The sequence below is a fragment of the Kitasatospora sp. NPDC001664 genome, assembly GCF_053596675.1.
Genome location: NZ_JBSFGS010000006.1, coordinates 154,089 through 174,187, shown reverse-complemented (window position 1 = coordinate 174,187; position 20,099 = coordinate 154,089). Strand labels below are relative to the sequence as shown.

The 20,099-nt window shown below is 73.3% G+C and carries 23 protein-coding genes and 2 pseudogenes; 1 reads left to right on the top strand and 24 read right to left on the bottom strand.

From position 1 onward, the window contains the following. Positions 1 to 89 precede the first annotated feature (89 nt). From ACWCYY_RS11190 to ACWCYY_RS11090, 21 genes and pseudogenes are all read right to left on the bottom strand, one after another. Positions 90 to 1,712: a DUF4259 domain-containing protein gene (locus ACWCYY_RS11190; RefSeq protein ID WP_449795898.1), complete on the bottom strand. Its 1,623-nt coding sequence runs from the start codon at positions 1,710 to 1,712 to the stop codon at positions 90 to 92. A gap of 64 nt (positions 1,713 to 1,776) precedes the next feature. Next, positions 1,777 to 2,535: a hypothetical protein gene (locus ACWCYY_RS11185; RefSeq protein WP_449795769.1), complete on the bottom strand. Its 759-nt coding sequence runs from the start codon at positions 2,533 to 2,535 to the stop codon at positions 1,777 to 1,779. Positions 2,536 to 2,576: 41 nt separating this feature from the next. After that, positions 2,577 to 3,278: an HAD family hydrolase gene (locus ACWCYY_RS11180; RefSeq protein ID WP_449795768.1), complete on the bottom strand. Its 702-nt coding sequence runs from the start codon at positions 3,276 to 3,278 to the stop codon at positions 2,577 to 2,579. A gap of 29 nt (positions 3,279 to 3,307) precedes the next feature. Beyond that, entirely contained in the window at positions 3,308 to 4,585 is a 1,278-nt protein-coding gene (locus ACWCYY_RS11175; RefSeq protein WP_449795767.1) for an MFS transporter, read from the bottom strand. A gap of 42 nt (positions 4,586 to 4,627) precedes the next feature. After that, positions 4,628 to 5,506, bottom strand: a complete 879-nt coding sequence (locus ACWCYY_RS11170; RefSeq protein ID WP_449795766.1) for a winged helix-turn-helix transcriptional regulator — start codon at positions 5,504 to 5,506, stop codon at positions 4,628 to 4,630. 45 nt (positions 5,507 to 5,551) lie between these two features. Then, on the bottom strand, positions 5,552 to 6,052 hold the full coding sequence (locus ACWCYY_RS11165) for a hypothetical protein (RefSeq protein ID WP_449795765.1): 501 nt from the start codon (positions 6,050 to 6,052) through the stop codon (positions 5,552 to 5,554). Continuing rightward, positions 6,049 to 6,798, bottom strand: coding sequence for a hypothetical protein (locus ACWCYY_RS11160; RefSeq protein WP_449795764.1), 750 nt, complete (start codon positions 6,796 to 6,798; stop codon positions 6,049 to 6,051). The genes ACWCYY_RS11165 and ACWCYY_RS11160 overlap by 4 nt, the downstream gene beginning before the upstream one ends. A 16-nt stretch (positions 6,799 to 6,814) precedes the next feature. Continuing rightward, positions 6,815 to 7,390, bottom strand: a complete 576-nt coding sequence (locus tag ACWCYY_RS11155; RefSeq protein WP_449795763.1) for a DUF4913 domain-containing protein — start codon at positions 7,388 to 7,390, stop codon at positions 6,815 to 6,817. 97 nt (positions 7,391 to 7,487) lie between these two features. After that, positions 7,488 to 7,790 (bottom strand): hypothetical protein, encoded by a 303-nt coding sequence (locus tag ACWCYY_RS11150; protein WP_449795903.1) that lies wholly within the window; start codon positions 7,788 to 7,790, stop codon positions 7,488 to 7,490. Further along, on the bottom strand, positions 7,766 to 8,302 hold the full coding sequence (locus ACWCYY_RS11145; RefSeq protein ID WP_449795902.1) for a hypothetical protein: 537 nt from the start codon (positions 8,300 to 8,302) through the stop codon (positions 7,766 to 7,768). The genes ACWCYY_RS11150 and ACWCYY_RS11145 overlap by 25 nt, the downstream gene beginning before the upstream one ends. Continuing rightward, positions 8,217 to 8,531 (bottom strand): annotated as a pseudogene (locus ACWCYY_RS11140) (DNA cytosine methyltransferase); the annotation flags it as partial. The gene ACWCYY_RS11145 and the pseudogene ACWCYY_RS11140, both read right to left, overlap by 86 nt. A 213-nt stretch (positions 8,532 to 8,744) precedes the next feature. Continuing rightward, a complete protein-coding gene (locus ACWCYY_RS11135) occupies positions 8,745 to 9,239 on the bottom strand; it encodes a hypothetical protein (protein WP_449795762.1) in 495 nt (164 codons plus the stop codon). A gap of 158 nt (positions 9,240 to 9,397) precedes the next feature. After that, on the bottom strand, positions 9,398 to 9,844 hold the full coding sequence (locus ACWCYY_RS11130) for a hypothetical protein (protein WP_449795761.1): 447 nt from the start codon (positions 9,842 to 9,844) through the stop codon (positions 9,398 to 9,400). Between the two features lie 262 nt (positions 9,845 to 10,106). Next, positions 10,107 to 10,760, bottom strand: coding sequence for a hypothetical protein (locus ACWCYY_RS11125; protein WP_449795760.1), 654 nt, complete (start codon positions 10,758 to 10,760; stop codon positions 10,107 to 10,109). Then, positions 10,757 to 11,302 carry a hypothetical protein gene (locus ACWCYY_RS11120; protein ID WP_449795759.1) on the bottom strand — a complete coding sequence of 182 codons (546 nt, stop codon included), beginning with the start codon at positions 11,300 to 11,302 and terminating at the stop codon, positions 10,757 to 10,759. The genes ACWCYY_RS11125 and ACWCYY_RS11120 overlap by 4 nt, the downstream gene beginning before the upstream one ends. Positions 11,303 to 11,343: 41 nt before the next feature. Further along, positions 11,344 to 11,916, bottom strand: coding sequence for a hypothetical protein (locus ACWCYY_RS11115; protein ID WP_449795758.1), 573 nt, complete (start codon positions 11,914 to 11,916; stop codon positions 11,344 to 11,346). Between the two features lie 51 nt (positions 11,917 to 11,967). Beyond that, complete coding sequence (locus tag ACWCYY_RS11110; protein WP_449795757.1) at positions 11,968 to 13,128, bottom strand: DnaB-like helicase N-terminal domain-containing protein; 1,161 nt, start codon at positions 13,126 to 13,128, stop codon at positions 11,968 to 11,970. A 205-nt stretch (positions 13,129 to 13,333) separates the two neighbouring features. Then, the gene (locus tag ACWCYY_RS11105) at positions 13,334 to 14,308 is read right to left on the bottom strand and encodes a hypothetical protein (protein ID WP_449795756.1); all 975 of its coding nucleotides are present in this window, start codon (positions 14,306 to 14,308) and stop codon (positions 13,334 to 13,336) included. Between the two features lie 327 nt (positions 14,309 to 14,635). Beyond that, positions 14,636 to 15,475, bottom strand: coding sequence for a hypothetical protein (locus tag ACWCYY_RS11100; protein WP_449795897.1), 840 nt, complete (start codon positions 15,473 to 15,475; stop codon positions 14,636 to 14,638). A 62-nt stretch (positions 15,476 to 15,537) separates the two neighbouring features. Then, positions 15,538 to 17,305 (bottom strand): annotated as a pseudogene (locus ACWCYY_RS11095) (type IV secretory system conjugative DNA transfer family protein). 163 nt (positions 17,306 to 17,468) lie between these two features. Further along, entirely contained in the window at positions 17,469 to 17,894 is a 426-nt protein-coding gene (locus tag ACWCYY_RS11090) for a hypothetical protein (protein WP_449795755.1), read from the bottom strand. Positions 17,895 to 18,003: 109 nt separating this feature from the next. Here ACWCYY_RS11090 and ACWCYY_RS11085 point away from each other — a divergent pair, with 109 nt between their 5' ends. Beyond that, positions 18,004 to 18,252, top strand: a complete 249-nt coding sequence (locus ACWCYY_RS11085) for a hypothetical protein (RefSeq protein WP_449795754.1) — start codon at positions 18,004 to 18,006, stop codon at positions 18,250 to 18,252. Here the strand turns inward: ACWCYY_RS11085 and ACWCYY_RS11080 are convergent. From ACWCYY_RS11080 to ACWCYY_RS11070, 3 genes are read right to left on the bottom strand one after another with little or no spacing between them, the layout of a single operon-like run. After that, positions 18,209 to 19,012 (bottom strand): DUF317 domain-containing protein, encoded by an 804-nt coding sequence (locus ACWCYY_RS11080; RefSeq protein ID WP_449795753.1) that lies wholly within the window; start codon positions 19,010 to 19,012, stop codon positions 18,209 to 18,211. The two genes, ACWCYY_RS11085 and ACWCYY_RS11080, sit on opposite strands and share 44 nt — an antisense overlap. 20 nt (positions 19,013 to 19,032) lie before the next feature. Continuing rightward, on the bottom strand, positions 19,033 to 19,494 hold the full coding sequence (locus tag ACWCYY_RS11075) for a hypothetical protein (protein WP_449795752.1): 462 nt from the start codon (positions 19,492 to 19,494) through the stop codon (positions 19,033 to 19,035). Between the two features lie 11 nt (positions 19,495 to 19,505). Further along, positions 19,506 to 20,099: a hypothetical protein gene (locus ACWCYY_RS11070; RefSeq protein WP_449795751.1), complete on the bottom strand. Its 594-nt coding sequence runs from the start codon at positions 20,097 to 20,099 to the stop codon at positions 19,506 to 19,508.

The following is a 20,099-nucleotide window of genomic DNA, read 5'->3' as shown; positions in this document are numbered from 1 at the left end:
CGTCATCGGTGACGGGCCGGAGGTCGTCGACATCGAAGCGGGTGTCTTCGAGGGTTTCGAGGGTGGTGATGGGTGGTGTCCTTCTCGCGTCAGCGGCGGTGGGAGGGGGATCCGGTGGCCGGCCCGATGGTCGGAGGCCCGACGGGGGCAGGCTCTTCGCCCGCCGCCCGTGCCGGGCCGGCGAGCGCGCCCGCCCGGCGCTGCGGTCGGGAGCGGCCCGGGTGCACTGCGGGGGCCAGGTGCTGGCCGTACCAGTCGGCGAGGGTGTCGTGGACCTCGGCGAGCTGGCTGCCGGCCGTAGTGGCCCGCAGGGCACCGTCCGGCAGGCGCGCCAGCAGTTCCTGCTGCACGAGGACGGAGAGCTGGTCGGGCAGTTGGGCGCGGGCCGCGGCCGTCATCGGGCGTGCGAGGTCGTCCTCGGTGGAAGGCCCGGTACGGAGCCGGTCCAGGACAGGCACGGTGAGCGGCTGCGCGCTGATGCGCAGGACCTCCTCGACGGCGACCTCGATGGGCTCCTCGCCGAGGAACCATTGCCGGTGCATTGCGGCCCAGCCGGAGGCGGCCAGGAAGACCGGCCACAGTTCCTTCGCCGCTGCCGTGGCCTCCAACCCGGTGGGGGTAGTGCGGAGCAGGCCATGGCGCTCCAGGTCACGGTGATGTTCCTCGACAGCAGCGGGGTGCAGAGCGACGACGGGGTTGGCGGCTGTGATCCGCAGGGCCCTCAGCCCCTCGGCGGAGCGTTCGGCGAGCCTGACGGACAGGAGCACGCGGACGGCTCCGTGCGGGGCGAGCGCGTCCAGGGCGCGGGCGACGGACGCCTGGCGGGTGGACGCGGGCGGCGGGCCCGCTTCGGCGGCTGCGCCGGACGTGGTCCGGGTCCGGGCCGCCGCCGACCGTTGGGCAACGGCCTGATCCGTTCCGTTGGCGACGGCGTACTCGTACCGGTTGACCAGGTCCTGCAGGTCGCGGCTGGCGAGGGCGAAGCGGGCCCCGAGGGTCTCCAGTTCGACACCGATGAACCGCAGGACGCCGTTGGTCTGGACGCCTGTGTGGTTGCCCTCAGCGACCTGCGTGAGCGTCTCGCCGGCCCGGGAGGCCGCCGTGCGCAGCTCTCGGTCGATGGTGTCCACCTCGCCCGCCTGGCGCTCCAGCAACTCGGCCAGACCGCGCGCCAGCGACGCCTTGGGATGCCGGGCAGGCAGGTCCCAGGCGTCCTCGACGCCGAGCCGCTCCTGGACGAGCCGCTGGCCAGCGAACACCCGCCGCTGCCTGCGGGGCTCCGTGGCAGGGGCCGGGCCAGGTGGCGGCTCCTCTTGGAGGACGAGGCGGATCTGTTCCACCCCGTTGAGCCACCGCTCGCCTCGTGCACGGTCGAACCAGCGGTCCACCTCGGTGTCGGCGTGAGCGAGGACGCGGTCGAGGGCGGCGACCGCCTTCGACCGAAGGTCCGACGGCAGGGTCGGGACCAGCTCGCGCGGACCGCTGGCGAGATCGACGTCCCCTCCGCCCGGGCGCTGCGACGCGATCACGGCTGCGGCGGCGATGACCTCCTGCGCCATGTCGGTGTCGAGCGGGCCCTCCGGCATGGCGACCGCGACGTCGAACAGGCGGTGGAGCCACGGGGGCAGCTCGCTGGGGAAGAGGCTGTCGAAGCGCTCGGCGATGCCGATGGCGGCGTCGTTGTGGAAAGGGCCGGTGTTCCAGCTGCCGATGAGGGGTCTCCTGAGTGCGGTCGGAAGGCGGGCCGCGCGGGTCCGCTGGGGGCGAGGTCGGTGGTCAGCGGACGGACCGGTTCGCCGGTGGTGACACGGCGACGGCTATGGCGGGCGCCGTCTCCGGCGTGAAGGGCTGGCCTGCGGGGCGGGTGCGGGCGGCGGCTGCGCGGGCGGCTGGCCGCTGCAGCGCCTCGTACCGGGCCTGTCCCTCGGGGGTGAGGGAGAGGTCGTGGCCCCGGAAGAGGTCCTTGCGGGCGTAGTGGTTCACCAGTTGCTTGCCGATCAGGGCATCGACGGTGGCGGCCTTGATGGCGGCTCCGGGGGCGACGACGCTGACCGACCCGCGCACGCCCTTGAAGAGGGTGACCGTGGACGAGCCGATCAGCCTCAGAGCCTCCTCCTGCCGCTGAGGCAGCCGGGTCACCGCTGCTGCCGTCTTCGCCGTCGGCACCGGGGCCGGGGGCGGGACGAAGGTGGGCAGTTCCTTGTAGACGCCGATCAGCGCGGTCAGGGAGCGGTGCAGTTCGGTGCGGCGGGTGACCAGGAGGTCGATGTCGAGAGCGCCGTTGCGGATGATGCCGTTGGTGACGGGCAGGGTGGCGTCGTGGCCGGCCTCGATGCGCTGGAGGTCGTCCCGCAGGGAGGCAGCGAGAGCGACCAGCCGGGTCTGCACGTCGTCGAGCTTGACGGCGGTGGAGGCGATCTGGTCGGCGACCGCGCCATGGAGGGTGGCCGTGCCGTGCCCGGGCAGGTCGCGGGGCCGCTCGACCTGCAGCTCGGACCACACCAGCCGGTTACCGAGGTCAACGTTGCCGGGCACCCGGGGCCTCCACGCGGCGATCGGGCGTCCGCTGTCCGCGCTCACGCCGCGGCCAGCTGGCGGGAGGTGATGATGGCGATACCGGTGGTGACGGCGTCCTGGATCGTGTCCACCAGCGGAACGCCGGCGGTGGCCAGCCGCTTCGCGCCGTGCAGCCCTGCGGTGTGCAGCACCGGGACGGCGCCGACGGCCTGCGCGGCCACCGCGTCGTCGACGCTGTCCCCGATCACCAGGGTCCGCGCCGGGTCAACCCCCGGGCCGAGGGCCCGCAGGTGCTCGATCATGGCGGGCGCCTTGCTCGCCACCGCCGCCCCCGGTCGGCCGTCGACCCGCTCCAGCAGCCCGGTGATGCCCGCCTTGACCACCTCACCGACGAGCCGCTCGTGCGGGGCCAGCGACAGCAGGCTCTGCCGCACGCCCCGGGCCCGCAGGCCCATCATCAGCTGCCGGGCACCCTGCTGGAGCCGGACCGGCCGGCGGGCAAGCTCGGCGAGGAAGGCGTCATCGGCGGCGTGCCACTCCTCGTCGCCCAGCCGGCGACCGAGCAGGTCGGCATAGAAGTCGCGGATGGGCATCCGGTGCAGCGCCTGGTAGGTCTCCACGCTGACCGGCTCACCGCCCAGACTGGGCAGGGTCGCGTTCAGGGCCGCGATGTGATCGTCCAGGTCGTTTCGAAGCGTGCCGTTCCAGTCCCAGACGACGGTGATCGGCGCGGGCTTGGCCTTGGTGGTGCGGTTGGGCAAGAAATCCAGCTCCAAGAAGAAAAGAGAGATCAGGGAAGCGAGAGCCGGCGGCGTCCCGCAACGAGCGCGGCAGCGGCCAGCGCGGCGCCGAGCAGGGGGACGGCGGCCGTGGCGGTGTGGCCGGACGCGGAGAGCTGCCCGGCGGCGGCGGTGCCCGCGGCCTGGCCGAGACCGATCAGCGCGATCAGCCAGGCGGCGGCCTCGGTGGCGGTGCCGCTCGGCGCCAGGCCGTTGCAGGCGAGGAAGGCGCAGGCGAGCCACGGGGCGAGGAAGAGTCCCGGCAAGATGCTCGCCGTGATCATCAGCCACGGGGGTGCGGGCAGCAGCAGGACGGCGAAGGCTGCGGCGTACGCGCCGCCGACCGCGGGCAGGGCCCGGCCGGGCGGCCACGGGCGCTTGAGCTTGGCCCACGCCGTGCCGCCGAGGAGACTGCCGAGCGACAGCGCGGCCGGAAGCACTCCGGCGAGCCACCCTTCGTGGTGCCGGTCGGCGTAGGACAGCGCCAGGACGGTGACGGAGCCGAGCGTCACCCCGAGGAACACCGAGGCCGCGAGCAGCACCAGCAGGCCGGTCGAACGAAGCGGACCGAGCCAGTGGACCGCACGTGCCGCAGAGCGGACGCGGGCCGGACCACGCATGGCGACGGCCAAGGTGCCCGCGCCGCCGGCCACCGCGCACGCAACGAGTGCCAAGTCAGGCGAGGCGAGCAGGCACACCGCTGTGGCCAGCAGCGGACCGGCGACGAACACCACCTCCTGTGCGGCGGCGTCGAGGGCGAAGACTGTGTGATGACGGCTCGGGTCGATCAGCCGACTCCACATTGCCCTGAGCCCTGACTCAAGTGGCGGCGTGGCCAGACCCGCCACGACCGACAGCGCCCCGGCGAGCAGAGGCTTCGCCGCGCAGTCCACGACGGCCAGCGCGGTGAACCCGCCACCCGAGACCGCCGCGGCGGGCAGGGCGACGGTGGCCAGGGTGGAGCGGTCGACCAACCGGCCGAGCAGCGGCTGACCGATCGCCCCCGCCAGTGCGTACAGCGCGGTCAGGACGGCACCGAGCGCGGTGGAGGCGTGATCGGCCCGGGCGGCCAGGAGGACGGCGATCGGAGCCGTTGCCGCCGGCAGACGGCCCACCAGGGTGCCCGCCAGCAGCGGTACGACGTACGGGGTCCGCAGGATGGACCGCCCGTCCGTCCGGCTGGCATCTGCCGGAAGCGTCGGCCGGGGGTTGTCGGCATCCGGCGCAGGGCCGACGGCCGGAGTGGGGGTGCTGCTCGTGGGGGCGGAGGACGGGGAGGGCGTGATCATGGACCTCGGGTGGGATCGGCAGTCCGGTCGGGCGGGGGCTCGTCAGCGGCGGCGCGCGGAGGCGGCGACGAGCAGCGGGGCGGGCGGCTGCGGAGCCGGAGCGTGGGAGAAGGAGATGTGAAGGGTGATGCTGCGCAGGTCGGCAGCCGCCGCCCGGGCGCTCACCGGCCGTTCGGCACTCTGCGGCGGGGAGAACAGGTCGCCCTGCGCCGAGCTCTGCACGACGGCGGCGGTGTCGCCGGCGGCGGCCAGCGCCGTGCGGGGCCTGGCCGGTGCGACCTCGGAGTGGGTGGCGGAGGCCCAGGCCGTGAGGCCGCCGTGCACCCGGCCGATCGCGAGTCCCGCCTCGGTGGCGCTCCAGCGGTAGGTGCGGCGGGTGCCGCTGCGGACCACGAGGCCGCGCTCCTCCAGGGCGAGCAGCCGCTTGTACGCGGCGGCCTTGTCGTGGGCGTTCTGGGAAGCGACCAGCTGCGGGTAGGCCAGCGGTTCGCGGCCGGCCAGCTCGCTCAGCAGCGGGACGGTGTAGGAGCTGGCCAGCAGGCACAGCGTCTCCTCGATCATCTCGGGTGCCTGCTCTGCCTCCACGCCCGACCGGGGGTAGCGCTGGGCCCAGGCGAGCGCGGTGGCGTGCACGGGCGCCAGGGCCCGTCCAGCCGGGGACAGCGCGAGGTCGAACCGCGAAGCACCGGTCGGGATCCGCGTGATCACCCCGGCCGAGGCAAGCGTGCGGACGACCGAGTACGCGCTGCTCATCGGGATGACCGGGTCGGCCGCCAAGAGGTCGCCGCTGTTCGTCGTGCCGTGCCGCAGCGCGTGGACGATCCGGGTGGCCCAGCGGGTGGAGAGGACCTCGGCGGCCCGCTGGACGGCGCTGGTGGAGGACTGCAACGTGACGGGCGTGGTGGCGGTGGCGGTCGACACTGGTTGATCTCCGATTCAGGCGTGCGGTTGGGCAGTTGGGCGACGTCAGCGCTGACGGGCTGCCGGGGAGAGGGCGACGGCCGGCGACACTCCGGCCGCTGCGGGTGCCGAGGCGGCGGCCAGGGCCGGGGAGGTCCGGGTGGAGGAGGCGAGGGCGGCCTGGAAGCGGGCCGGCATCCCGGTGCGCCGTACCTCCTGGCTGGCGGCCTGCCGCAGGCGGCGGGCCGCGGTCTCGTAGACCGCGACCCCCCGGCGCTCGCCGACGGCGACCAGGTGGATGCCCTGCAGATGGCGCGGGTTGTGGGGTGCGCGGCGCTCCACGTAGACGAGCCGGTAGTCCAGAGCGTCGTCCAGATACAACTTTCGGGCGCCCCGCAGGTCGCGCTCGCCCTGCTCTTCGAGCAGAGGGCCGCGGACCTCGGCCCGCACCAGCCGGCCGAGGTAGCCCAGGGCCAGCATCCGCACGTGCTGCGGCACGGACAGCAGATCGTCCAGGGCCTCGGGGTGGGCGCTGAAACCCGCCAGCGGCCGGGTCGGCGTGGTCACCGAACGGCCCTGCGAGCAGTGGCCGCCGCCGTCGTGAGGGCGGGCGCGGGCTCGGCGGCGAGCGCCCGGTGCTGCCCGGTCCCAGTGCGGGAACGGGCGGCGTTGGCCTGCGGGCTGACCACGACGGACACGTCCCCGTCGGCAACCGGCGGCAGGGGCGTCCGGCGGTTCTCCAGCCACTGCTGAGCCTCCTGCGGCGAACTGAAGGAGCCCTCGCGCAGCGTGTAGCCGCGGTCCGGGTCGACGGTCTCCAGGTGCAGCAGGAAGGGGCCACCGGCTCCGGCGGCGCTGCCGTCACGCAGCATCGCCCAGCTCTCGCCCGGCTCGGCGCCGTGCTCGACCAGCCGATAGCGGGAGCCGGACTCCAGCAGGCGCGCGGCGGCGGCGGCGCTGCGGGCGTCGGCCGGGGCGCCGGGGTGGCCGGCCCGGTCGAGGAAGGCGTCGCTCTCGGCGCCGCGCTGGACGAGCCAGGCCGCGGCCAGGGCGAAGGTGGGGAGGGACTCGGTGGCGAGACTGAACGTCTTGCCGTCCTCGCCGTAGTGCAGGTGCGCGGCGACTGCGGGCAGCGAGCCTGCGGAGTAGCCGGCGACGTCCTCGAAGAGGAGGAAGTCGTCGCTGGTGCCGTCGTGGTCGTGGGTGACCTCGGTCAGCAGTTCGTACGCATCCTCTGCGGCGAGGAACTGCACCTGGGCCTCGGCGGAGGCGGCGTCGGAGGGACGCCATCCGGGCAGGTTGAAGTCGGGCAAGGGTCGGCTCTTTCGGTCAGGCGAGGGGGTGGGCGGCAGGGGTGGTGTCGGTCAGCGCGGGGTGCGGCAGCACGCGGTGGCTGATGTGGCCACCGCTGCTGGTGCAGGCGGCGAACGGGCCGTCGGCGGAGCGCAGCTTCATGAGCGCGGGCTCCAGGTGGTCGCGCTGCCACGAACTGGGGCCGGCGGCACCGGACTCGGGGTCGAGGGCGGCCTGCCAGGCGAGCCAGACGGCGTGCAGTCGGGCGACCGCCTCCGGATGCTCCTTCCACCTCGGGCACCAGGGCTTTCCGGCGGTGGTCTCGGGGCCGTAGATCTTGGTCCAGATCTCGTCTACCCATGGGGTCATCAGCTCCAGTTCCTGGTCGTACTGCGGGTCGTCGAAGGCGAGGATGAACAGCGGCTCGGCGCCGCCAGGGGCATCCTGATCGCCGTCGTCCTCGGGGTCGAGGGCGGTGGTCATGCTGGCCAGTTGCTCGGCCTGCAGGTCGAATCCCGCCGCGAGAGCGCTCAGCTTCGCGGTGAGCACGTCGAGCTGGGCGTTGGTGTAGCCGTCCGGCTGGGACGTCGGGTCGGGCTCGGGGGTGGTCAAAGGGGCGGGTGCCTCTCGTCGGCGGGTGATGACACGAGGATGTGCGCTCGGCGGCCCGACGTATCGGGCCGGACCTGGTGTATAAGCACTCCCCTGCTCACCGCCGGCCGCAGCGGCGGGCGGCGGTAAGCAGGTCGGCCGCTCCGAGCAACTGCAAGGCTGTGGCGGCCTGTTGGGGGACGACACCGTTGCCTAGGGCGGTCAGCTGGGCGGAGCGGGACAGGCCCGGAACGGCTGTGACGTGGCCCTCGCCGACGCCCATGATCCACTCGACGAAGCGGGGCGCGAGCCGCCCCCGCTCGTCGGTCGGCTCGGGGGCGGGGCGGGTGACGCGCTCCCAGCGGGCGATGGCCGGCCCGTACGGGCCCCACCGGTTCAGCCCGAGCTGTCCTGCTCCCAAATCGGCAGGACCACCGCCGACAGCGGCGGGCGGAACCCCGCCCCCGCCCGGCGCCCGGGCGTCCCCGTGTCCGAAGCCCTCGGCGTCGGCAGCAGCTGCGCTGCCGCTGACGGCAGGGTGAGATCCCCCTTGCTGCCACGGGAGTTCGGGCCTCCGTGTGTTCCGTCGGATGCCTTCGGCGTCGGGAAGAGCAGGTGCTCCACCTCGTCGCTCAGGTTCGGCCCGTGGCCGCCCTGGCGCCGCTTGTCCGGGTGCTGGCTCCCGCCAATCGAACCCAAGTTCGAGGTCGGCGTCTTCAGCAGGGTGACCGCATGCCCGAGATCCTCCCGCTTCGCATCCGGCCCCTTCGCATCGCGGGCCTTCGGCGTCGGAAGGCCAGGCGACGAGGAACAGCCGCTCACGGCGGTGGGGGGCGCCGACGGCAGCTGCGGGTAGCACCGTCCACCGCGCATCCATCCCGAGGTCGGCCAGGTCTCCGAGAACCGCGCCGAGTGCCCGCAGAGCAGGCTCACCTCCGCCGTCTCCCAGATCGCACCAGCCGCACTCCACGTCGCCATCGGCTGGCGTCCCAGCGGCTGCGCTGAGGATTCCGCGGACGTTTTCAATGATCACCAACTTCGGCTTGAGGACGTCGATCGCGCGGGCGATGGTCAGCCACAGTCCGGAGCGGGTGCCCTCGACGAGCCCGGCGCGCTTGCCGGCCACGCTCAGGTCCTGACAGGGGAAACCTGCCGTCAACACGTCGATCGGCTCGACGCGGCTCCAGTCAACTGCGTTGATGTCGCCGTGATTTGGCGTCTCTAGGCCAGTGGTGGGCGAGGATCGAGGCGGCGTTCGGGTTCATCTCGGCATGCCACGCCACGCTCCCGCCGAGGACGGCCTGGACACCCAGGTCCAGCCCGCCGTAGCCGGAGCACATGCTTCCGATACGCGGCCACCCGCCGCCCGGCGCCCTCATCGGCGGGCCCAGCTGCGGGCGGTCGCGGCGGCCACGGCGGGCGGTGACACCTGCACTGTTGCGCCGGGGCCTGCGGCGTTCTTCGCGGTGACGGGCTTGGCCGGGCGCTGGTACAGGGAGGCGGAGCGGGTGAGCACGATCGCGGCGTCGCCGGTCAGGGTGAGGAAGTCCGGCTCGGGGCCGGTCAGGTCCGCCGCGACCTCCTTGAGCTTCCAGACCGCCTCTTCGAGGACGCCGCGGGAGGCGGCCAGGGACTTGAAGTAGGCGGTGCGGTGCGGCCACCGGTCGGACTCGGGGCTGATCCGCTTGAGGGTGACGGCGACCAGGGCGGGCTGGGCGCGCAGGATCGCCTTCGCGGTCAGCAGGCCGGCGTAGGCGTAGGCGAGGGTGCCCCGCCGCCAGGCGATGTCCTCGGGCCTGGTGGAGTCGGCGGCCGTGGTGTCGTACTCGTCGATCGCGTTGGCCAGCAGCGTCTTCTGCACGTCGGTCATGGAGTCCAGGACGGCGCCGAGGCGGTCGGGCAGCGGATCGTGGTGGCAGTAGATGCTGAACAGCTCTTCGCTGAATCGATGCAGGTCAGCGGCAGTACCGAGCAGCCACTGGGCCTGGCGGTCGGGTGAGATGGTGGTGGTCAGGGTGGGTCCTTGGGTCAGCGGCGGGGTGCGGGGGCGCTGTGGCGGGGCAGCGCGGCGATCGGGAGAGGGTCGGTCCGGCGGCCGGGCAGGACGCGGCGGATCCGCTGGGTCACGGTGAGGGCGGCGGATCGGCGGGGACGGGCGGGGACAGCGGAGACGCCGGCGGAGGCGAGGTGGTCGGCGTCGATGCGCAACTGCCCTGCAGTCCGGCGCAGTTCGGTGGCAGTGGCGCTGTAGACGGCGGCGGGGTTGACCGGCTGGGCGTCGGGAAGGGCCCAGACGTCGGCACTCACGGCGTGCTGGAGCAGGTACGACAGGTGCCGGGTGGCCTCGGTGACTCCGGCGTGGGCGCGGGCCAGGGAAAGAGCGGTGAGCCGGGCGGCCGTCATGGTGGTGGGGTGCGCCGGGAACTGGTCGGAGAAGTCGGCTGCCGACAGGGTGCTGGTCTGCAGCTCCTGCATCGCGCGCAGGTGGACGGCGACGTCGCGGGCGTCGGGGACGCCGGCGGCAGCGGCGGTACGGGTGGTGGGCAGCTTCGCGGCGAGAGTCTCGGCCTGGTGCGCGACGTCACACAGGTGCCGCTGGTATGCCGTGACCTCGGCGGGGGGACGGTCGGAGGACGTGGTGGGGCTCCATCGGATCGGGATCTGCCGGACGGCCGGCGGAATCGGTGTGTCAACGGGAGAGGCAGCAACCGGAACTCCGGCCGAGCGGGCGGGGGCGTCAGGTCCGCCGCAGTGGCACGACCGTCGCCGGCGGGGCGCCGGGGCGGTCGGGCGGAGTCGGTGACTCGGAGGGCGGGGAGACCAGGACGAGAGCGGGCGAGCGGCGAAGCGCGGCGGCCACTCGGCGCTCGGAGCCGCCCGCTGCCGGTGGGTGGTCCTCGACCGGCACGGTGGGGCGGCGGCGGGAGGCGAGGGTGGTGACCTCTGGAGCGTCGGAGGCGGTGTCCACGCTCTCGCGCAGCGCTTCGGCTGCCGAGCGGACGGTGCTGCGGGCGGTGGTGAGACAGCGGCGGGCGCTGCCCAGCGCCTCGGGGGCCGGCACCGGGTCGGCGAGCAGGTTCGTGGCCCGGGCCAGCGCGCTCTGGGCGAGGGTGAGGGCCGTCGTCGTGGCGAGGAAGACACCGAGCACGGCATCGGGGCCTGCGGTGTTCGTCGCGCGGAAGAAGCTCTCGTCCAGCGGAACCGTGATCAGTTCCTGCAGCCGCACCATCGGCCAGGCCAGATCGCGCACTTCGGGCAGCGGCTCGTGCGGTGCCGGTGCGGGGATGGCGCCGGCGAAGGCAGCCAGCTGCTCGGAGAGGTCGCCCAGCGTGTCGAGATCGGCCTGCCGGAGTCCGGCCGTCACGGGCGGGTACGGAGGGTCGGTGCTCAACGGCGGTTCCTGGTAGGCGCGGTGGCGGCAGGCGCGGGTGCGTGTGCTGCCTCGACGGGATCCTCCTGCGGGGCGGGCGCGAGCCGGTTGGTGAACGCCCGCACCTCCTCGGCCCCCTGGGTCGCGTACCGCTCCGCACTCTCCAGCGCGATGCCGGAGTGTTCGGCCTGGCGACGGCGCAGTTCCGAGGCGGGGCTGCCCGGCTTGGCCGGGGTGCCGGTCGTGCACTGGATTGCGAGATCGACGGCGGCGCCCAGGTGCCGGTGGACGGTGGCGGCGCGGCGCATCGCAGCCTCGTACGCTCCGGCCAGCACTGCCGCGGACGGGTTGTCCGCGGCTCGTCGGCGGTAGTGCTCGGCGTTGTGGCCGCAGTGCCGGATGAACGCCGCCGCTTGGCGGCACTGCTCCAGCAGGGCGTTCTGGTCGGGGATGCCGGGGACGGGTCCGGAAGGGGTCGCGGCGGCGTTGTACCCCAGGGCGCGCAGCATCCCGGCGACCGCCTCCAGGTTGTTCCGGTAGGCGGACGGAGCGGTGTCGGACACGGCTCCGCCGAAGGTCGAGGGCCCGGCGCCGGCGGGGGGCCTCATCGGCGCCGCCCTGCGACGGCGGCGTGCTGTCCGGTGCGGGCCGGCAGTGACGTGACCGTGCGGGCGCCCGGGCCGGCAGCGGCGCGGGCGGTGGCGGCGACAGCCCGCGGGGCCGAACGGTGGCCGAGGCCGGAAGCGGGGCCGGTGAGCGAGCGGGCGTCGCGGCGCAGGTCCTCGCAGGCGCCGTCGAGGGCGAGGCGGGTACGCGAGAGCGCCATGTTGAGCTGCTGGGAGCCGCGCTCGCGGACCTCCTCGGCGCGGGGGCCGCCGATTCCGTCGACCTCGAAGAGGCGGCCGGCCATGGCGGTGGCCCGGCCCAGCGCGCCGATCGCCTCGCCCAGTTGGGCGGTCGCCGCCGTCAGGGACCGGACGATGGCCCGGTCGGCGCTCTGGGCGTGAGGGTGGTGCAGGGCGGCGGTGACGTCCAGCAGGTCGTCCTGGCAGTCGCGGATCGCCCGGATGTGCTCGGCGATTTCCCGAAGGCCCGGAAGGCCCTCTTCGCGGTAGGCGCGTGGGAGTTGGTGCTTGAGGGATTCGATGGTGTCGGCCGCCGCGTGGAGCCGGTGCACGGACTGGGCGCGGGGACGGGAGGTGGTGGGAGGCAGGTGGTTCTCCGGAGGTCAGCGGCGGGTGCGGGTGGCGGACTCGCCTGCCCGGTCGGCGGATCGGATGGGCGCGGCGGACGGTGGGGCGGGGCTGCGGCTCAGAGCAGCGCCCTTGCGGCGGGCGGTGCCGAGGACGACTGGCCCAGCGCGCTCGGCGGGGGCGGCGGTCGCGGCGCGCAGCCGGTCCTGCACGCGGTCGGCGGGGGCCAGCGCCCGGATCGCCGAGCCGAGCAGCGGACCGGCGGCGATGGAGGCGTCCAGCGCCATCACCCTCACGATGCCGGCCGAGGTGGCGGCGGCCCTCAGCAGCGCGGCGCGCAGGACGTGCTCCGCCCAGTAAGCCGGGTCGCCGGGCATCCCGTCCGAGCAGATCTCCCGGACCCGGGCCACGGAGATCACGCCTGCGGCAAGTGCTCCGCGCCGCTGCACCTCCCACAGCACCGTCAGCTCGTCCAGCGGCTCGCGCCGGTGCGCGAGGGCAGCCATGGCCAGGAAGACGGCGCGGTGGCCGGGGTCGACGAAGTCCTCGCCGGTGAGCCAGGAGGCGATCTCGGGGATCTGCCCCGGCGCACTCAGGAGGCTGGAAAGCAGCACCTGTTCGTGCTCCCGGGCGGCCTCGACCGCCTTGGGCGCGGGCCCCGAGGAGGGCGGGATCGGAAGCGGCCGGCCGGAGCGCTGGTCGATCGTTCCCCAGGCGTCGGCAAGGCGCTGGATCACGGCGTGCAGGGTGCCGGTCAGCTCGACCGTGGCCTCGACCGCATCCGCCTCGGCGGCGGCAAGCAACCGGTGGGCGTGCTCCTCCAGCGCCCGCCGGACGGCGGTCTCCAACACCATGCGGCCGTAGCTCGCGGCGTGCTCGGACCGGGGACAGGTGGCAGCCAGGGTGTGTCCGTAGCTGGCGGTGAAGCCGCGGACCTCGCGGGCGGCGGTCGCGATGGCCGTCAACGCCCAGTCCTGCTTGTGGTCGTTACCGGCCTCCGGGGCGAGGGCCGGGTGCCCGGCGGCGTGCTGGGCGAGCAGGATCGCGAAGAAGCCCTCGTGGGCCGGACGGTAGAAGTGCCGCGGCTCCAGCCACCCCATCAGCGTGCCGACCTGGGACGGATCGAGCAGGCACGCGCCGAGCACCGCCTGCTCGGCCTCCAGCTGGGGGCTCTGGTCCCGGTTGACCGGTGTCACTGCTCGCTCACCCCCTCGCGCAGGGAGCCGGTGAGCAGCAGGTCGCGCAGCCGGCCTAGGTCCTCGACAAGGGCTTCGTCGCGGATCGGGACGCGGCCCGAACCCACGGACAGGTACCAGCTGCCGTCCGCGCGGCTGATCGGCAGGAAGGCCAGGTCGTTGGGGCTGATGTCAACTCCGTTGGGCAGATGGCTGGGTGGGGTGGTCAGCGGGAGAGCCGTGCGGGCGGTGGCGGGGTGGCCGGGACCACGGCGCCCGCAGAAGGAGGCGAGAGCGCCACAGCGGTGGCCCCGGCGCGGGCCGCTGCCGAGCGGCCGGCCCTCGCGGTGTCGGGCAGCTGGCTGGAGGGGTCGGCTGCCAGGTCGGTGGTGATCTCCTCGCCGATCGCACCCAGCGCCTGGGCGTGCTCGCGGAACACCTGCGCCTGGCCGGCGTGTCCGGCCTCCTCGGCGCTTAGCGCGAGTTCGGTCAGCGCCGTGCTGACCTGGCCGAGCGCGGCCAGTGCATCGGGTAGGTCGACCCTCTCGTCGTCCGCCGCCAGCCGCTCGCCTGTCAGCGGCAGCAGGCTGATGTGGATCTCCCCTATCACTTCCCGCAGGACCTCGGCGTGGGCGTGGGCGCGGCCGGCCAGGCTCTGCGGGGAGACGGAGCCGAGGTGGTCCAGCCGTCGCGCCATCCCGTCGAGCACGCCCAAGTGGGCGGCGGCGGTGAACTCCGGTGCGGGCGCGGGCGTGAAGACGGAGGTGTACTCGGCGACGGCGTCCCGCAGGCGGTAGGCATCGACGCTGGCGTAGGTCAGCATGAATTCGGCGTTGTAGGCCGTGAGCTCCCTGCCGCCGTCCCGCGCGGACGGCGCTCGGTGCCGCTCGTTGAAGACGCCATGCTCGGAGAAGCCGAACCAGTTGGCATCGACCGCTCCGGCGCTTGGGGAGACGATGCGGATGCGGACACCGTCCCAGGTGTCCACCCGGATGGTCTGGGTCAGCTCGGCGGTGACGACCATGTCGCCGCGACGGGCCACCTGCTGCAGGCCCGTGACGGTGCCGTCCGGAAGCGGGCAGATCAGCCGCAGGGCCTTGGCCCGGTCGACGGGCTCGATCCTGGGAGACAGGGGGAACCTCCTGGTAGTGGGAGTGGGGTCAGCGCGAGCGGGCTGGCCGCGGGGGCGGCTCTGCGGCACGCACCGGATCCGAGACAGCCGCAGGGGCAGCGCGGACCGTGGCGGTGCTCGCGGCGGAGGCGCGGGCAGCGCGTACAGGAGTAGCCAAATCCTTGGCCAGGTAGTGGAGTTCGTCGCCGACTCCCTCGATGGTGCTCGCTTGGGCGCCGAGGGCGGCAGCCCGGCTGAGGTCACCCCGCTGTCGGAAGACCTCCGCAGCCTGTTCCAGAGCCTGGTGGAGCGGTGCGAGGAGATCCTCCTCCACCGAGTCCAGGACGGCCCCGAGTTCGGCGTCCTGGCCGGCGCGGTGCAGGCGGACGAGGTACGAGGCGGCGGTGGCCGGGGAGGTCACGCGACCGCCTCACCCGAGCGGCAACTGAAAGGCGAGCAGCCGTCCGCCGGCCCGCTCTCCAGCTCGTCCTCACTCAGGTCCAACTGCGTCTGCAGGGCGCGAAGTTCGGCCCGGGTGAGCTTGTCGATCGGAGCCTGATCGAGCGGGAGGCGCGAGCGGTGCAGGTACGCCTGCCCGAGCAGCGGCCGGCCGTCGGCGTTGGCGCGGGCGTTGCCCGCCCGGATCGCTGCGTCGAATTCCACCACGTCCGCCCATTCCTCGGGAGAATTGTCGCGGAGTTCCCGCCACTGGGAATTTCCGTGAAATGGGCAACCCAAACAGCTCGACTTCGGCGTGGAACCCCAGCCGTGCTCGGCGAGGAGCTTGAGGCAGTCCTCCCGTGACATGCCGAGGTCGATCAGCGGGAAGGTGTGCCGGGTGTACCGGACATCGGAGTCCTTGGCCCGATGGAATTCGTCGGTGCTGATGCCGATCCACTGCTCGGCGTACACGCCGTTCGGCACGCGGGCGGGATGCGGGTACCCTAGGATCTGGCGCACCTGCCGCTTGATCGGCTTAATTTTATACTCACCGGTACATTGCCGCCGCGTCATTCCCGGACTGCCGTCCTGGTTGAGAATGTAGAGTGGCATCGAGGCGAAACGGTGGGCAGGGTCGAGCGCATCCGTTCGGATATTTCCGGATGACACGCGCAGAATCGGTATGTTGGCCGGGTAGGCAATCTTTCGCTCCACCTCGTCCAAATGCCGATAGACCTTAGCCGGTTCCCAGCCGGTGTCCGAGAAAACGGCGTAGTCCAGTTTCGGAAGTTCACCCAGGGCCGACAGGAGAAGCAGCGTGGTGGACTGCACGCCCGCGCCCAGTGAAAGAATTCGGGCGGCCGGTTCGGTGGTGTAGATCACGCGGCACCGCCGGCCTTGGCCACCGCCCGCTCGGTGATCAGGGCGGTCTGCCGGGAGGACGCCGCGCCGACCTCGGCAGCTCCGGACTCCTTGTACCAGGGGCGCAAGGTCAGCAGCGCCGGGCGCAGACCGGTCGCGAAGAGCAGCGCCGTCCCCTTTTTCAGAGCACGGATCTGGTCGGGCGGCAGAATGCGCTCCTGGCGCATGCTGACGGAGGTGGATCGGCCCGATTCAGACGTGGAATGCGAAACCGTCTCCACATCGTGGTCGCCGACCAGACGCGAGAGCTTGTCGGCGAAATCGGCATCGTCGATTCCGGAGCCCACCAGTTTGACGGTGGCGGCGCTCCACATGGCGTCCATGCCAGCCTCGCCCCAGACTTTTTGCCCCTGCCGGTAGCTCTGGAGAATGGTGATCGGAATGACTCCGCGCGACCCCAGGTGGGAGTAGAGATCAGGAAGATCGCCGATTTTGCAGACATTTGCGGCCTCGTCCAGAATGGCCAGGAGCGGAGGGTCGAGGCGGCCTCCGGATCGCTCGGCCTCGATGACCGCGGTGCGCATCACGGAATCCGCAGCAGCCGCGATCAGGGCCGATGCAGAGCCACCGCCGTCCTTGGACAGAAGGAACAGGGAGTCCTTGCGGGTGACGAACTCCTCCGGCTTGAACTCCGGCAGATCGGGATTCGGCGTGACCCATTTCGAAATCTGCGGGTCGAGGAGGCATGCCGCATACTGGCGGGCCGTTTCGAAAATTCCGTCGCGGGTTTCCACCGCACCGGAGACGGTGCCCTGCAGCTGGTCCGCGATGGCGATCATCTGGTGGTCGCGCAGGATGTCGACCGGGGTCCGGTCGGACGGTACGGCGAGCCACTTGAGGACGTCGGTGATCGGCCGGCGGTCACAGCCCGCAGCGAGGAACAAGGCGCACAGGGTGTTCTGAGCGGCGGTGGACCAGAAGTCGCCCTGGCTCGACTCGTCGACGGCCGCGGCAACGAAGTGGCCGGCAAGCCGCCGCGCGCCGGGAAGGTCCTTGGCGTCGGCCAGGATGTTCCACCACATGGCCTGCGGGGTGTGGGCGATCTGCTGCGGATCCATCGTCCACACCCGCCCGGCCTCGGCCCGGGCCTCTAAGACAGGCCGTGTAGGCGTCCCGGGCCGCCTTGTTCGAGGTGCAGAGCACGGGGCCGGGCGCGCGCAGGATGGCCGGGACGGCGATCGAGGTGGTCTTGCCGGAGCGCGGCGCCATGATCGCGACCATGACGTCCTCCCAGTTGGAGCGGACCTCGGGGCCGCTCGGCGAGAGGTCGCCGAGCAGGACGCCGGTGTCGTCCGGGCTGATCTCGCGCGGCTTGGCGTTGGACAGGCTGGGGCGCAGGTCGCGCGCCTTGGCGGTGATCTCGGCCGGCAGAAGCGGCGCCAGCTCGCTGCGGCCCGCGAGGCCGTTCGGCTTGCGGCGGTGCTTGGACCACAGCAGCAGGCCGGCGGCGCCGAGCGCGATCGACAGCAGGGCCGGGGCGACGCGGGTGCTGATCAGCAGCAGCAGCGGGCTGAGCTGGGGGAAGATCCGGTCGGGGTGAAGGGCGGCGTCGACCGGCTGGAACGGGGCCCACGGGATGGCGTCGGCGGCTGCGGCGGTGGCGGCGTTGCCGCCGAGCCAGGCGAAGGTGCCGAAGACGGCGACGATGACGCCCGCGCCGATGAGCGCGTAGAGGAGCGCGTCCGAACCGGGGCTGGCAGAAGGGGATTTGGGAGAGGCGGACAGGGGTTGGTTCCTTGGCGGGGTGTCGGCCTGCCGGGCAGGAGCGCGCGGCGGCAGGGGCCCGGAGCGGGCGGGGAGCGGGCGGCGATCACGGCGGGACGGAGGCCCGAGACGTAGGTGATCGGCCCGGTGGCCGGCGGGAGGTCAGCCGGCGGGAGCTGCGAGGTCAGCGGGAGGCGGAAGCCTTGGCGCTGTGCGGGCGGGTGGTGACCGGCGCCGGTGCGGGTGCAGCGGGACGGTCGGTCGGCGCGGTGCGGGTGCGGGCGGCTGCTGCCCGGGATGCGGCAGGGGCGGGCGACTGCTCGGGTGCGTCCACCGGGCGGGCCAGCTGGGCTTCGGCAACCCGGTAGCCGGCGGTGGTGAGCTGGGCGCTTGCGCTCTGCAGGGCGGTGGCCATCGCCGCACCGGCCGGTCCCTGGCCGGTGAGGGCTTCCAGCCGCTGGGATGCGGTGTCCAGCAGCGCGGTCAGCCGCTCCAGCAGGCCGCTCTCGGGATCCATCACGGCCAGTGCCAGCGTGGTGATGTCCTCCGCTGTTGTGGCCCGGTGGACCTGCGCGGTCGCCTGCACCAGACGGGCCTGCAGATAGGTCAAGTCCCTCTCGTCGAAGGGGTTCTCGATCCTGCGGATCGGAAGCGGCGGCACCACCCGGGTGGCGTACCCGGCGTCGGCGAGGAGCAGTTCGGCCAGGCGGATGCGCTGGTTGACGTCGCCGTGGCCGGCGTCCTCGGCGGTGAAGATCGCCCCGGTGCCCTCGCTGGAGAATCCGGCGCGGGCCAGCAGGGTCCGGCTGGCCAGGTCGCTGGCCTGGGCCCAGGCGCTGCCGGTGGTGGTGGAGCCGTCCCAGCTGGGGAAGCGGGCGAAGACGATCTCGGTGGAGTTCTCGGGCAGTGGGGAATCCTTCCTGGTCAGCGGCGTGGGGGGTGGCCGTGGCCGGGGTGGCGGGCGTTGAACATCGCGCCGGTGTACTCGACCGCCGTGAACCGGCGGCTGGGATCGGCCGGGCGGGCGGGCCGGGTTTCCAGCCTCGGCAGCGCGGCAGCCGACAGGGTGTGGCGGCGCCGCACCACCGGGGTGGGGTCGGCGATGGCGGATGCCAGAATCGCCGCGTACCGGACGGGAGTTGAGTGGCCGAGCACGATCGACCACTGGTCGCTCCAGGCGGGACCGAACTCGGCCTGCGCCATCCAGGCGCCCACACCCTCCCCGCACCGGTCGTCGGTCGAGGTGGGCGAGTAGCTGAAGTTCGTGGTGCCGTCCGGCGAGGTGAGAAGGACAGCGCGCGGGTCGTCCTTGAGCTGCCAGCCGGCCTTCAGCAGCGGGCGCCAGGCGGTCGTCGGTGAGGCGGTCGGTTCGGTGACGATCTCCTCCGGCATCGTGTACCGGTCGGCGGCGATGGCCTGGACGAACGCGGCGACGATCTCCGCCGGGGTGTCCTTGGTGAACGTGGCCTGCCAGTAGGGCATTGGATCTGCCGGGTGCTTGCGGACGCTGACCCGGTAGAGGTGGAAGATCCGGTGCGGCTCCATGGCGATCTCGATGCGCCGGCACGGGCTGGTGGCGACGACCTGGGCCAGGGATTCGTCAACCTTGTACGGCCACGAGTGGAGGTGGAGCAGTGGCTGCAGGACCGGCAGCGGTCCGGGGCCGGCGAGATGGCGGGGGCGGACGAGCACCTCGTCCTGGGCGGCTGCCGTGGGTGGGGCGGTCACGGGCGGGGGTCCTCGGGCTTCTAGCGGTGGGGAGGTTCGACGATGCGGGAATGCGGCGGCACGTCGTACGCGGCGGGCGGCGCGAAGTGGACCGCAGCGCGGGCACCGGCGGCTCGCAGCGCCGGGGACTGGGCGGTGGCGGCTCGGCTGCGGGTGGTCTCCTCGGCGGCCTCGGCGATGGCGTCTGCGGTCGCGGCTGTGCGGAAGGCGGCGGCGGAGATGGCGGTGGCCTCCGTGAGCAGCGGCTCCCACAGGGGCGGCCGGTCGCCGTACTGCTGGGCGACCTGGCGGCCGATCTCCGTGACCGCGTTGGCGAGTTGCTGAACTGGGCCGGGCATCAGGGTGAGGCCCAGCAGCACCTCGGCCGCCTCGTGGGGCGTCAGCGAGGGTGCGACGTCGATGATCTCGGCGAAGGCGCCGGCGGCGCGGGCGATGGCCTGCTCGGCGGCATCGAGGGGCCTGGTGGGGCGGGCATCGGACAAGGAGTCTCTTTCTACGGGCGCCGACCGGACCGCGCCGCGGCGGTGACGACGGGAGGAAGGGGAGGAAGGACGCCGGTGCGGCGGCCGGTGGTCCCGGCCGCCGCCGCGCGGGGACGGCCGGTGCCGGTGCTGCGGCTCTCGGCGAGCTGGCAGACGGCCAGGGCCAGGGAGCGGTCGCGGCCGGTGTCCACGACGGTGCCGTCCGGCCGGGCGAGCGGGGCGACGAGGCGGGCCTCGTGGTCGCCGACGCGCAACAGTGCCCACCGGCACGAGGCCGGGTCGTCCTCGGCGGCGATGCCGGTGGCGGCCAGGATGCGCCGGGCGGTCGCCTGGAAGCGGTGGTCCGGGGGGCTCGCGGCGTCGGGGTCGGCGCGCAGGGTGCACTGCCACACCAGGCGGGTGCGCAGGGCCTCGGCGGGCCCGGCCGGCTGCGGCAGGTGCGCGGCCAACTCCGTGGTGAACGCAGCCTGGTCGAACGCGGGCAGGTCCGCGACGGGGCGCCAGGCGTCGATGAGGCGCAGGCGGTGCTGCTGCTGGGCGGCGGCGGCCGTGGCGGAGGCGAGCAGGTCGCGGGTGGAGGCGTACCGGGCGATGGTCGGGTGCAC